9 protein-coding genes are annotated in these 13,324 nt (G+C 71.6%); 2 read left to right on the top strand and 7 right to left on the bottom strand.

Annotation, left to right across the window (positions count from 1 at the left end; translation table 11 throughout):
- Window positions 1-284: 284 nt before the first annotated feature.
- Genes J4709_RS20915 through metG form a run of 3 tightly spaced genes read right to left on the bottom strand, consistent with a single transcriptional unit; the run spans window position 285 to window position 4,642 of the window.
- Window positions 285-1,958 (bottom strand): FAD-binding dehydrogenase, encoded by a 1,674-nt coding sequence (locus tag J4709_RS20915; protein WP_208243265.1) that lies wholly within the window; start codon window positions 1,956-1,958, stop codon window positions 285-287.
- Between the two features lie 54 nt (window positions 1,959-2,012).
- Window positions 2,013-2,843: a TatD family hydrolase gene (locus J4709_RS20910; protein WP_208243264.1), complete on the bottom strand. Its 831-nt coding sequence runs from the start codon at window positions 2,841-2,843 to the stop codon at window positions 2,013-2,015.
- Entirely contained in the window at window positions 2,840-4,642 is a 1,803-nt protein-coding gene (gene metG / locus J4709_RS20905) for a methionine--tRNA ligase (RefSeq protein ID WP_208243263.1), read from the bottom strand. The genes J4709_RS20910 and metG overlap by 4 nt, the downstream gene beginning before the upstream one ends.
- Before the next feature lie 194 nt (window positions 4,643-4,836).
- Between metG and J4709_RS20900 the strand changes: the two genes are divergently transcribed.
- Complete coding sequence (locus tag J4709_RS20900; RefSeq protein ID WP_208243262.1) at window positions 4,837-6,462, top strand: ArnT family glycosyltransferase; 1,626 nt, start codon at window positions 4,837-4,839, stop codon at window positions 6,460-6,462.
- An 18-nt stretch (window positions 6,463-6,480) separates the two neighbouring features.
- On the opposite strand, the gene J4709_RS20895 is transcribed toward J4709_RS20900, so the two are convergent.
- Window positions 6,481-8,283: a hypothetical protein gene (locus J4709_RS20895; protein ID WP_208243261.1), complete on the bottom strand. Its 1,803-nt coding sequence runs from the start codon at window positions 8,281-8,283 to the stop codon at window positions 6,481-6,483.
- Between the two features lie 176 nt (window positions 8,284-8,459).
- Window positions 8,460-9,773 carry a glycosyltransferase family 2 protein gene (locus tag J4709_RS20890; RefSeq protein WP_307801398.1) on the bottom strand — a complete coding sequence of 438 codons (1,314 nt, stop codon included), beginning with the start codon at window positions 9,771-9,773 and terminating at the stop codon, window positions 8,460-8,462.
- A gap of 310 nt (window positions 9,774-10,083) precedes the next feature.
- Between J4709_RS20890 and J4709_RS20885 the strand changes: the two genes are divergently transcribed.
- Entirely contained in the window at window positions 10,084-11,910 is a 1,827-nt protein-coding gene (locus J4709_RS20885; protein WP_307801396.1) for a glycosyltransferase family protein, read from the top strand.
- A 35-nt stretch (window positions 11,911-11,945) separates the two neighbouring features.
- Here J4709_RS20885 and J4709_RS20880 read toward each other — a convergent pair whose 3' ends face one another.
- Together J4709_RS20880 and rsmI are read right to left on the bottom strand one after the other, a co-directional pair.
- Window positions 11,946-12,245, bottom strand: coding sequence for a hypothetical protein (locus tag J4709_RS20880; RefSeq protein WP_208243259.1), 300 nt, complete (start codon window positions 12,243-12,245; stop codon window positions 11,946-11,948).
- Window positions 12,246-12,434: 189 nt separating this feature from the next.
- Window positions 12,435-13,274, bottom strand: a complete 840-nt coding sequence (rsmI, locus tag J4709_RS20875) for a 16S rRNA (cytidine(1402)-2'-O)-methyltransferase (RefSeq protein WP_208243257.1) — start codon at window positions 13,272-13,274, stop codon at window positions 12,435-12,437.
- Window positions 13,275-13,324 lie beyond the last annotated feature (50 nt).

The following is a 13,324-nucleotide window of genomic DNA, read 5'->3' as shown; positions in this document are numbered from 1 at the left end:
CGCGGGTGTCCAGGGCGCGGAAGCCCGTGAAGAGGCCAGGGGGCCGGTGCGGACGGCCAGAGCCCGGCCGTCCGCACCGTTCCTATTGCTTTGTTCTTGGCGGTCGGCCCCGGGGGGCCTCCCTTCGGCGAACAAAGCGGCGATCGCTGCATCGCTCCGGCTCGCCCAGGGGCTCGCTGCGCGATCAAGTTCTCGCAGGCTCGAACTTGGCTTCGCACGCGATCGCAACGCTCGGGTCGCTGCTTGCTCAGCTTACGGACGATCTCCCTTCCGTCCGTCCCGGCTCAGGCGGTTGTTTGTGCGGCGGCTTGGCCGGCGGCTCGGGCTGAGAAGAGGCAGCCGCCTAGGAACGTGCCCTCCAGGGCGTTGTAGCCGTGGACGCCTCCGCCGCCGAAGCCCGCGACCTCTCCGGCCGCGTACAGGCCGTCTATGGGGCGGCCGTCCAGGCCCAGGGCGCGGGAGTCCAGGTCGGTCTGGATCCCGCCCAGGGTCTTGCGGGTGAGGACGTGCAGCTTCACGCCTATGAGCGGGCCGGCGGACGGGTCCAGGATGCGGTGCGGGGTGGCGGTGCGGCTGAGGCGGTCACCCAGGTAGCGGCGGGCGTTGCGGATGCCCTGGACCTGAGCGTCCTTGCTGAACGGATTGGCGAGTTGAAGGTCGCGGGCTTCGATCTGGGCGCGTAGGAAGTGCGCGTCCAAGAGGGGCTCGTCGGTGAGGGCGTTCATCTTGGCGACGAGCTCGTCCAGGGTTCGGGCGACGACGAAGTCGGCGCCATGGCGTTTGAACGCCTCGACCGGGGCGAGTGCGCCCTTGGACAGGACGCGCTCGCGCAGCACCGCCTTGCGGTCGCCGCTGGTGATGTCGGGGTTCTGCTCCGACCCCGACAGCGCGAACTCCTTCTCGATGATCTTCTGGGTGAGGACGAACCAGGAGTGGTCGTAGGCGGCGATGTCGGGGGTGGTGCGCAGGTATTCGAGGGTCGAGAGGGTGTCGTAGCCGGGGAGGCAGGGGGCGGGGAGCCGCCGGCCCAGGGCGTCGAACCACATCGGCGACGGGCCCGGCAGGATCCGGATGGCGTGGCCGGGCCAGACCGGGTCCCAGTTGCGGACACCCTCGGTGTAGTGCCACATCCGGTCGCGGTTGACGAGGCGGACCCCGGCGTCGGCGCTGATGTCGAGCATCCGGCCGTCCACATAGGCGGGGACGCCCGTGATCATGTTCGTGGGAGCGGTGCCGAGGCGTTCGGGCCAGTAGCGGCGGACCATCTCGTGGTTCCCGCCGATCCCTCCGCTGGTGACGATCACCGCCTGCGCCGACAGCTCGAACGCCCCGGTCTCCTCGCGGTTGGACGCCACGCCGCGGGGTGCGTCGTCGTCGGCCAGGATCGTGCCGCTCACGCCGGTCACGGCGCCGTTGGTCAGGGTCAGGCCGTCCACACGGTGGCGGTGGTGGAAGGTCAGCAGGCCCTCGTCGGCGGCGCGGCGGGCGCTGCGGACGAACGGCGCGACGACGCCGGTGCCCGTCCCCCAGGCGATGTGGAAGCGCGGTACCGAGTTGCCGTGGCCGCCGGCGCGCAGGTCGCCGCGCTCCGCCCAGCCGACCACCGGGGTGAACGTGACGCCGTGGGACGCCAGCCACGACCGCTTCTCCCCGGCGGCGAACTCGACGTAGGCGCGGGCCCACCGCGCCGCCCAGGCGTCCTCGTCGTCCAGCCGGTCGAAGGCGGCGCTGCCCTGCCAGTCGTTCCAGGCCAGGTCGAAGGAGTCCCGGACGCGGAGCCGGCGCTGCTCCGGGCTGTCCACCAGGAACAGCCCGCCGAGCGACCAGAACGCCTGCCCGCCGAGGTTCGCGGCGTTCTCCTGCTCGACCAGCGCCACGCGGCGCCCGCGCGCGGTCAGCTCGTGCGCGGCGACCAGCCCGGCCAGGCCCGCGCCGACGACGATGACGTCCGCGTCCATACCGGCTCCCTTCTCCCCTGGCCCTATGCCCGGGAGAAGGGAGCACGCACCCCGCTACCAGCCGCCGAAGATGCGTTCGCCGTTGGCGGCGATCGCGGTGCAGAGTTCGGCGAGGTCGACGTTCTTGATCTCGGCCATCGCGCGGACGGTGTGCGGGATCAGGTACGAGGCGTTCGGCTTGCCGCGGTTCGGGACCGGGGTGAGGAACGGCGCGTCGGTCTCGACGAGGATCAGGTCGAGGGGTGCGACGCGGAGCGCCTCGCGCAGCGACTCGGCGTTCTTGAAGGTGACGTTGCCGGCGAAGCTCATCACGTAGCCGCGGTCGGCGCAGACCTTCGCCATGGCGGCGTCGCCGGAGAAGCAGTGGAACACCACCTTCTCGGGCGCGCCCTCCTCGCGGAGGATGGCCAGGACGTCGTCGTGGGCCTCCCGGTCGTGGATCACGAGGGCCTTGCCGGTGCGCTTGGCTATCGCGATGTGGCCGCGGAACGCGGTGTGCTGGTCGGCCTTGGGCGCCCAGTCGCGGTAGTAGTCCAGGCCCGTCTCGCCGATCGCCCGGACCTTCGGGTGCGCGGCCATCGCCTCGATGTCGTGCAGGACGTCGTCGTTGATGCCCGTGGTCTCGTTCGGGTGGATCGCGACGCCCGCGTAGACGTCGTCGAACTCCGCGGCGGCGTCGACGGCGAAGCGGGAGGACGGCAGGTCGCAGCCGATCGTGACGATGCGGGTGATGCCGGCGGCCCTGGCCGAGTGCAGCTGCTCGCTGACCGGCGTCTCGACGATGTCGAGATGGCAGTGGCTGTCGAACACGTCGACCGGGAGGCGCTCGGGCAGCGGCGGGAACGACCGGGCGGCCTCGCCGCCCCGGTCGTCCGCCGGGCTCACTCGGCCTCCAGCCGGGCGAGCTCCTCGTCCACCACGGACGTGTCGAGCTTCTTGAACAGCGGGGTCGGCTTGGCGAGCGGGACGCCGGGCTTGATCGGCGTGGACTCCCAGCGCGCCGCGGTGTCGTAGTCGCCGGTGAGGACGCGATAGTCGGGCCCGCCCTCCTCCGAGACCGTCTCCAGCCGCGGCATGCCGCTCCACACGCCCTCGCCGCCGAGCAGCTCGTACACCTTCTGCGAGGAGTTCGGCAGGAACGGGGTCAGCAGCGTCTTGGCGTCGTCGACGACCTGCAGCGCGGTGTGCAGGATCGACTGGACGCGGGCCGGGTCGTCCTTCAGCTTCCAGGGCGCCTGGTCGGACAGGTACCGGTTGGCGTCCCGGACGACGTCGAGCGCCTCGGTGATCGCGTTCTTGAAGCGCGACCGCTCGAGCTCGGCGCCGACGGCGGCGAACCCGTTCCGGCTGCGCTCCATCAGGGCGCGGTCGGCGTCGTCGAGGTCGCCGGGCTCGGGGATCGCGCCGAAGTTCTTCGCGGCCAGGTTCACCGAGCGGTTGACGAGGTTGCCCCACGCGGCGACCAGCTCGTCGTTGTTGCGGCGGACGAACTCCGACCAGGTGAAGTCGGTGTCGTTGTTCTCGGGGCCGGCGACGGCGACGTAGTAGCGCAGCGCGTCGACGTCGTAGCGCTCCAGGAAGTCCTTCACGTAGATGACGACGTTGCGGGACGAGGAGAACTTCTTGCCCTCCATCGTCAGGAACTCCGACGACACGACCTCGGTCGGGGTGTTCAGCGCGCCCATCGAGCCGGGCTTGCCGCCCTTGTCGCCCTGGCCGCCGTAGCCGAGCAGCATCGCCGGCCAGATCTCGGCGTGGAAGACGATGTTGTCCTTGCCCATGAAGTAGTACGACAGGGCGTCCGGGTCCTGCCACCAGGCGCGCCACGCCTCCGGGTCGCCCGACCGCCGCGCCCACTCCACCGACGCCGAGAAGTACCCGACGACCGCGTCGAACCACACGTAGAGCTTCTTCGCCGGGTTGTCGCGCCAGCCGTCCAGCGGGATCGGCACGCCCCAGTCGAGGTCGCGGCTGATCGCCCGCGGCTGGATGTCGTCCAGCAGGTTGAGCGCGAACTTCAGCACGTTCGGCCGCCACGCCAGCGCGCCGTTCTGCTTGCCGCGCAGGTACCGGCCGAGCACCTCGGTGAAGGCGGGCAGGTCGAGCATGAAGTGCTCGGTCTCCACGAACTTCGGCTTCTCGCCGTTGATCCGCGACACCGGGTTGATCAGGTCGATCGGGTCGAGCTGGTTGCCGCAGTTGTCGCACTGGTCGCCGCGCGCGCCGTCGTACCCGCAGATCGGGCAGGTGCCCTCGATGTAGCGGTCCGGCAGCGTCCGCCCGGTGGACGGCGAGATCGCGCCCATCGTCCTGGTCGGGAAGATGTAGCCGTTGTCGTAGAGGCCCTTGAAGACCTCCTGGACGATCGCGTAGTGGTTCAGCGTGGTCGTCCGGGTGAACAGGTCGTAGGTCATGCCGAGGCCGTGCAGGTCCTCGGCGATGACGTTGTTGTACCGGTCGGCCAGCTCGCGGGCGGTGACGCCCTCCTTGTCGGCCTGCACCTGGATCGGCGTGCCGTGCTCGTCGGTGCCGCTGACCATCAGGACCTTGTTGCCCGCCATCCGCTGGTAGCGGCTGAACATGTCGGCGGGCAGCGCGAAACCGGAGACGTGCCCGATGTGACGGGGCCCGTTGGCGTACGGCCAGGCGGGCGCGGTCAGGATGTGTCGGCTTGACGAGGACATGAAATCAAGGGTAGTCGCGCCGCTCCCCTGGACCGCACGAATATCGGCACCTGTGGATAACTCCCGGACCAGGGCCGGCTGGAAGGTTGCTGCAGATCCGGCACGCCCGACTACGGCGGGTCCGGCACGCGAGTAGCCTGGTCCGGCGCCCAGCGCAGTCCAGCCTGTAGTCCATCCAGGGGCAGAAGCCAGCCATGCCGCAGACCACGGCCGACCAGCCGGCCGTCACGCAGGGAACGATCACCGGACGGGCGGACGGGGCGCACCGCCGGCTGCTCGCGAGGATCCGCCGCACCCGCCGGGTGTGGTGGCTGGCGCTGCTCGTCGGGGCCTGCGCGGTGGCCGCGCAGTGGGTGCTGATGACGCCGCCGCTGTACTTCGACCCGTACTACGTGTGGCTCGCGGCCCGCGACTGGCCCGACATCCCGCTCGGCGTCTTCCCGTTCGACGAGGTCCCGCACCAGGTGACGCGGATCGGGCTGGTGCTGCCCGCGCGGCTCGTGCAGGACGTCCTCGGCCCCGGCCAGGCCGCCTACTTCGTGATCGCCGCGCTCGGCGGGATCGCGTTCTTCGTCGGCACGTACCTGGTGGTGCGGTCGCTGTTCGGCGACGTCGCGGGCCTGCTGTCGGCGGGGGTCCTGCTGGTCCACCCGTTCTTCACGATGACGAACCCGTACGGCCACGAGATCACCTGGTCGACCGGGGTGATGCTGCCGGACATGCCGGGCGCCGGGCTGTTCGCGCTGGGGATGGCGGCGCTGGTCGTGGCGGGCCGGCGGACGGGGCGGGTCCAGACGAGGTTCCTGCTGGCGGCGGGGTTCCTGCTCGGCTGCTCGTTCCTCGTCCGGGAGTTCCTGGCGTTCCTGTTCCTGGCGATCCCGGCGTATCTGGCGCTGCTGCGGATCCCGTGGCGGCGCAACGTCACCGTCGGGATCCCGATGGCGGTCGTGCTGGGGTTCAACTTCGTGCACAACCAGATCGTGTGGGGGAACCCGCTGGCCGGGCTGATCTCGGCGGCCGAGCACGGCGGCGAGTCCCGCGACTACGTGACGCGCGGCCTCGCGGCCCGCTCGTTCCTGCGCGCCATGCACGACTGGAACCCGCTCGGGGTGATCTTCATCGCGGCGCTGGCGCTGACGGTCGTCGGGTTCGCGGTCACCCGGGACCGGCGGCTCGCGCTGGTGCTGGTGTGGTTCCTGACCCTCGCCGTCCCGCTGACGATCTTCTCCGGGGTGCTCGACCCGCACAGCATCTCGCTGCGGGCCTGGCTGCAGCGGTACTGGTTCGGGGTGCTGCCCGCGCTGCTCGCGGGCGGGTTCGGATCGCTGATCCTGATGTTCAGGATGATCCCGGACGGCCTGGTCGCGCGGCTGCGGCTGCGGACCCTCGCCGTCCCGGTCGTGGTGGTGCTGCTGGGCGGCGCGTACGTGTACGCCGCCGTGACGGCCGTCCCGGAGCTGCCGCGCGACAAGGCGTGGAACCAGCTGCGCGGCTACCTCGGCCGGCACCAGGACCTGCGGATGATCGTCGCCGACCGGCGCCTCGCGCAGACCCTCACGTTCTACACGCGGGACATGTGGGGCAAGCCGATCTGGCACGGCGAGGTCCGCGACTTCCCGCACTACGTGCCGCAACTGCCCCGGGACGCCCTCGAAGGGCCGATGCTGTACACCCACTGGCGCGGTCAGGAGTCGCAGATAGCCGGGGGCTGGCAACCGTCCACCGCGAAGGGATGGCGGCTGATGTGGCGCTCGTCGGACGGCGTCCTGCAGCTGTGGACCCCGCCGCCCGGCGCCGCGACCGGCAAGGTCCCCTTCTAGCCGTCCGGTAGGGGCCCGCTAGGAGCGGGTCCAGGCGACCCAGTCGCCCTCGACGGTGCGGCGGCTCTCGACGACCTTCCACCCCGCGGGCGCGCCGTGCGGCCACGACTTCTCCGCCGGGACGTTCTTCGGCCACAGCATGATGACCATGTCCGCGTCCCGCGGCACCGGGGTCGTCTGGGCGTTGAAGACGCCGCCGTCGCTCCACCAGGCCCAGTAGTACTGCGACAGGCGGATCGTCCATGGGACGTTCCAGTCGATGGCGAGCGAACCGGTGCCGCGCAGGCCCGGGATGCCCCGCAGGTCGGTGTGCGCGATCTCCGCCTTGACCAGCGGATGGGCGATCCGGTCCGTCGCGGTGACCGACATCGCCAGCGTCACCACGGCGAGGAACCCGGCGAGCAGCGCCGGGCCGTGGCGGCGCAGCAGCACCGCCGCGACCGCGAGGGCGAGCATGCCGATCCCGGCGGCGGTGGCGTGCCACAGCTCGAACGACTTCCAGTCCCAGGTCAGGAAGGAGGTCTCCGGGAAGTCGTACGGGGTGAAGGTGTACCGGGCCAGCCGGACGCCCGCGTACCACTGGACCACGCACGCCGCCAGGACGGTCAGGACGGCGGCCGAGCCCGCCGCGGCCGCCAGCGCCCGCCACGGCGCCCGCAGCAGCACCGCGACCCCGACCATGAACAGGACGGGGGTGATGCACGCCAGGTAGCGGCCGTAGACGTAGTTGCCGATGCGGTACTCGTCGGGGAGCGCCGCGGACGTCGCGAACGCGATGCCCGCCACGATCGCCAGCACGCCGAGCGCCAGCGCGCGCCGCCGCAGCGGCGTGCCGCGCCGGACGGCGATGAACGCGACCGTGATCAGGCCGATCGCCGCGATCCCGCCGGTCGCGACGGCCTGGTACCAGATCTGGCCGGTGCCGAGCGAGAGCATCCAGCCCCAGCCGTCCTGCGTGGTGACGCGGCGGACGAGGTTCCCGCTCAGGTCGTTGTCGCCGGACGGGTACATGGACGGCAGCAGAGAGTGGTTCAGCAGCGTCCCGGCGCCGACAGCGGCGGCGAGCACGAATGTCGACAACGCCACGCTCCGCCATGGCCGCCACCGGAACACCAGTGCGGCCACCAGGAGCACAGCGTGAACGCCTAGGAGGATCGTCCCGCGCGTGTGCGAGGTGTAGGCGAACGCCACCAGCAGGGACGAGCCCGCCCCGTAGAGCGCGACACGCGACGTCTTCTCCCCGGGCGCTTTCCCCGCATGCGAACGGCCGGCGTGCAGCCACGCGTGCAGGAGCAGCAGCCAGCCCACCACGACCACCGGCAGGACCGCGTCCGTCAGGACGAACTCGGAGAAGAACAGCACGCCCGGCAGCAGCGCCGTGACGTGCGCGAACAGGTACGACCAGCGCCTGCGCACGTTCAGCGCCCGCAGCAGCAGGTAGCCGAGCGGCATCATCAGCGCGCTGATCAGGGCGTTGACGACCAGCGCGCCCCGGTAGACGCTCACCGGGTCGTGCGCCACCCACAGCACCGGCGCCAGCAGCAGCGGATAGCCGCCGCGGTACACAGTCCCGTAGGACATGTCGGCGTCAGGGCCGCCGGTCAGGACCCGCGCGGCGAACAGGTACCCCGACTCGTCCGGCGTCGCGACGGGCATCGTCTGCCCGGACGCCAGCCACAGCCGGACCGCGACCTGCACCGCCCAGCCGAGCACGAACAGCAGCACCCAGCGGCGGCGCCGCACCGACGGCGGAACGCCCCGCCCCGCGTGCACCGAGGCACGCGGACGGGACAGCACCGGCGGCGGAGCTCCGGTGCTCACGGCCGCCCGGTCGGCCGGCCGCACGCGGTCAGGGAACGCAGATCCATGGTCGTCTCAGCCTGTCACAGCGCCGGACGGGCCGATCTCCCGGAGCGGGAAACCCTCAGCAACTTCTCGGCTTCGGGCACGCTCCGTCATGGACCCGCGACGGGGGGCGCGGCGCTCGGGAGGGGCGGTCAGTGCTCGTCGCCGGACCCGGCGGCGTCCTCGGCGGCCTCGTCCTTGGCGTCCGCGGCGGGGGCGGCCTCGGCGGCGGCGGGCACGGCCTGCCGCTCGCCCGCGACCTTGTGCGCGGCGGCGTCCACCACACCGGCGGCCTCCTCGGCCGGGTCGGTGAGCGGCGGGTGCTGGCGGCGGCGGATGCCGAGGATGCTGACGAACAGCGAGGCGAAGATCACCTGGAAGCTCATCACGAGCGCGGTCGCGGCCGGCACGACGATGCGCAGCGAGTCGCGCGGGTCCAGCTCGCCGAAGCTGTGCCCCCGCCAGTGCAGCAGCGAGGCGACCAGGCCGGCGAGGCCCGCGATCGCCAGCAGCCCGCCGGTCAGCAGGCCGCGTTCCAGGCTCCACCAGTCGATGAGCCGCTGCACCCTGCGGTCGTGCGGCAGGAATCCCTCCTGCATCGCGTACACCTTGGTGAGCAGTGCGAACAGCACCGCCTGGAAGCCGATCACCAGCGCGGCGGACGCGCCGACGAGGGTGTCGACGTCGAAGGCGATCGCGCCGATCCGCACCGGCCCCGCGGAGATCGCGACGCCGGCGAGCAGGCCGAGGGTCATGAAGACCAGGCCGGGAATGAGGAACAGCCAGCGCGGGCTGTACAACATCAGGAACCGCAGGTGGCGCCAGCCGTCCCGCCAGGTGTTCAGGTGCGGGGCGCGGGTCCGGCCGTCGGGCGACAGCGTGGTCGGGACCTCGCGGATGTCGTACTTCTGCAGGGTCGCCTTGACGACCATCTCGCTGGCGAACTCCATGCCGCCGGTCTGCAGGCCGAGCCGCAGGATCGCGTCGCGGTCGAAGGCGCGCAGCCCGCAGTGGAAGTCGCCGATCTTGCTGCCGAAGAACAGCCGGCCGACGAAGCTGAGCACCGGGTTGCCGAGGTAGCGGTGCAGCGGCGGCATGGCGCCGGCCGCGATGCCGCCCTTGAACCGGTTGCCCATGACGAGGTCGGCGCCGTCGCGCAGCTCGTCCAGGAACGGCCCGAGGGTGGTGAAGTCGTAGGAGTCGTCGGCGTCGCCCATCGCGACGTACCGGCCCCGCGCGGCGCGGATCCCGCCCATCAGGGCGTTGCCGTAGCCCTTGTCGATCACCGGGACGACGCGCGCCCCGGCGTCGCGGGCGAGCTGCTGGCTGCCGTCGGTGCTGCCGTTGTCGGCGATGACGACCTCGCCGTCGATACCGCTGTCCTTGAAGAAGCCGATCGTCTTGCGGACGCAGGTCTCGACCGTCTCGGCCTCGTTCAGGCATGGCATCACTACGGAGAGTTCCACGCGATCTCCTTCGTTACCCCTGGTGACCGTCGGCGCTGCTGCTGACTGATCTCATATGTATTCGCCGGGCGGCCCGTAGTCGTTCATGATGCCTGCCGTGGACGGGTAATGGTGGCCGCTCTCCATAAGAGCACCCGTATCGTGTTGCCTACTTGCAACCGAAAAACCCTCTCCGCCGCGAACCGGGCGGCAGGCTAGGACGTCAAGCATACGGGTATGGCGGCCCGGAAAGGGTGGGTCGACTGTGACACGCGGCGGAGGACGCAGTGCCACGGGTCCGAGTTCAGAGCGGCGGAGGGGAGGTGCCGAGGTGGCTGTCGAATCGCCGCGCGGTGCCGAGCTGAGGGGGGCCGCGGCGGACGCGGACACGGCGGAGACCACCGAGGTCACGGCGGCGGCGGGGGCCACCGCGGCGGGCATCGGGGAGGCCCGCGACACGCCCGGCGGACGCGAACCCGAGACGGGTTCCGCGGACTCCCCGGAGACGCTCTCCGGAACCGCCGGGAACGGCGGCGCGGCGGAGACCGCGGACGACGGGACGCAAGAGGGCGGCACATCCGGCGAGAAGGGCGGCGGGGCGACCGCCGCCGCTCCCGATGCGGCCGCTCAAGGCCCGCTGGGCCGCCGGATCGCGTTCTGGATCGGCGCGCGCGCCAATGGGACGTGGGCGCGGATCCGGCGCCACCCGATCTTCACTGTGATCATTGCCACAGCGGCGCTGCTGCGGGTGGTCGCGATGGTCGGCTACCAGCCGGCGATGTTCTTCAACGACAGCTTCGACTACCTGCACGTCGCGATGGGGCTGTACCCGCACCCGCTGCGCCCCGACGGCTACTCGTTCCTGCTGTGGTCGCTGAAGCCGTTCCACAGCTTCGCGCTGGTCGCGGCCGTCCAGCACCTCATGGGCCTGTCCATGGGCGTGATGATCTACGCGCTGCTGCGCCGCAAGTTCGGGCTGCCCGGCTGGGGCGCGGCGCTCGCCACCGTGCCGGTGCTGTTCGACGCCTACCAGATCCAGCTCGAGCACCTCGTCCTGTCCGACACCACGTTCACCTTCCTGGTGATGTGCGCGGTGACGCTGCTGCTCTGGCACGACCGGCCGTCCTGGAAGATCGCGCTGGCGGTCGGGCTGATCATCGGGTTCTCCTGGCTGACCCGGTCGGTCGGCGCGCCGGTGCTGCTCGGCGTGCTGGTGTTCATGCTGATCCGGCGCATGGGCTGGCGGACGATGGTGATCACCGCGGCGGCCTGCGCGCTGCCGGTGCTGTCGTACATGACCTGGTACAAGGTGGACAGCGGCAAGTTCGCGATCACCGAGAGCAACGGGATCTTCCTGTACGCCCGGGTCTACAAGTTCGCCGACTGCCACAAGATGCACGGGCTGCCGGTCAGCGAGTACCCGCTGTGCACCGAGCCGGTGAACCGGCTGCCGAACTCCCAGGACGGCATCTGGAACGCGGCCTCGCCGTTCAACCGGTTCCCCGGGACGCGGTTCAGCCCCGAGAACAACAAGCTCGGCAACGACTTCGCCAAGCGCGCCATCGTGGGGCAGCCCGGCCCCTATCTGAAGGTCGTCGCGCACGACTTCTTCCGCGTCTTCCGCTGGGACCGGACGGTCTTCCCGGACAAGGCGACCTACTCACAGTACGAGTTCGGCAAGAAGAGCAACGCGCTGCCCGACTGGCGGATGGACGCCGACTCGACCGCGTCCGGCGAGGCCAGGGCGTACGAGCACGGCGACGCCCGGACCCGCGTGATCGAGCCGTTCGGCGGGGTCATGCGCGGCTACCAGGACGTGTTCTACCTGCGCGGGACGATGCTCGGCGGCGTGCTGCTGCTCGGCCTCGGCGGCATGGTGGCGCTGTGGCGGCGGTTCGGCGGCGAGGCGCTGCTGCCGTGGACGCTGGCGACCGGGCTGCTGCTCGCGCCCGCCGCGACCGCGGAGTTCGACTACCGGTACGTGCTGCCGGCCGTCCCGCTGGCGGCGCTCGCCGCCGGGATGGCGTTCACGCCGGAGGTCCGGCACCGGCTGGACGGCTGGTGGCGGCGGCTGCGCGGGCGTCCGGGCCCGGGCGGGTCGCTGGAGGTCCCGTCCGAGCCCGTGGGGCGGAAGGTCCCGGAGGTCACCGCCGGCTGACGGCGGCCTCCGGCCCGTCCGCTACCGCCGCGCCCTCACCAGGCGTGGATGCGGCGCAGGTGGAACACCATCGCCACGTCGCTCCCGCTGCGCACCGGGGGAAGCTCCCCGGCCTTGCGCGCCGCGGCCCACGCCTTGACGTTCCGGCTCTGGCACTTGGGGCACAGGCAGTCCGTCCACGGTGTCGTGCACGGCTGGCCGTCCCGCTCGTAGATGACCGCCTCGTTGCCATGCCCATCGCCGAAATGACGGACCTCGAGCACCTCGTCCCAGGTCGTCTCGCAGCACAGGCATTCGTAGACCCATGCCTCACGGCTCGACCATGCGTCCTGCATGGCCCTCACCCCCTCGGTGACGCCATCTCGCGCTACCGGCGGCATCTCGTGCCGTCTTCGGCTCGCGCCGGGCTTTGAGCCGCGGTGTCCCCACTTCATGGCGGCTCCGCAGGTCCCCTAAGTGGTCCAGCGCGGGCCACCGAAGGCTCTATTCCCCCGAAATCACCCGTTGGACCGCTCGGGAGGGGGTCACTCTTTTCTGGCCGCGACGACAGCGTTGTAGACGCTCCCGCGTGGTAGGCCGTTCTCCTTGGCGACCTCCCGGATCGCCTGGTTGCGCGGGGTTCCGGCCGCCTCCCGGGCGGCGACGGCGGCGACCAGGTCGGCCGGCTCGGTCAGCCCCGCAGGCTTCGGCGCGCCGCCGACGACCAGCGTGATCTCGCCGCGGACCTCCCGCTCGGCCGCCCACCCGGCCAGCTCGGCGAGGCCGCCCCGGCGGACCTCCTCATAGGTCTTGGTCAGCTCCCGGCACACGGCGGCCGGGCGGTCCGCGCCGAACGCCTCCGCCATCGTCACGAGGGTGGCGGCCAGCCGGCGCGGCGACTCGAAGAACACCATCGTGCGGGGCTCGGCGGCGAGGGCCTCCAGCCGCCGCGCCTGCTCGCCCTTCTTGCGCGGCGGGAACCCCTCGAAGCAGAACCGGTCCGTCGGCAGGCCCGACACGACCAGCGCGGTCGTGACGGCGGACGGCCCGGGCAGCACCGTCACCGGCACGTCCCGCTCCACCGCCGCCCGCACGAGGCGGTATCCGGGATCGGACACGCCCGGCATCCCCGCGTCGGTGATCACCAGCACGTCCCGCCCGGCGAGCAGCTCCTCCAGCAGCTCGGCGGCGCGCGCCTTCTCGTTCTGGTCGTAGTACGACACGACGCGCGCGGCGAGCTCCACGCCGAGGTCGGCGGCCAGCCGGCGCAGCCGCCGGGTGTCCTCGGCCGCGATCACCGGCGCGTCCGCCAGCGCGTCGCGCAGCCGAACCGACGCGTCCTCGGGCCGCCCGATCGGGGCCGCGGCCAGCAGCAAAGTCCCCATCACGGTCCCATCCTCCCAGGGGCGCCGCGCGCCGGGGCCGCGCCGGGGCG

Source organism: Actinomadura violacea, assembly GCF_017573465.1.
GTDB lineage: Bacteria > Actinomycetota > Actinomycetes > Streptosporangiales > Streptosporangiaceae > Spirillospora > Spirillospora violacea.
The sequence above is the reverse complement of the archived record's forward strand: the minus strand, read 5'-3'. Positions and strand labels throughout refer to the sequence as shown.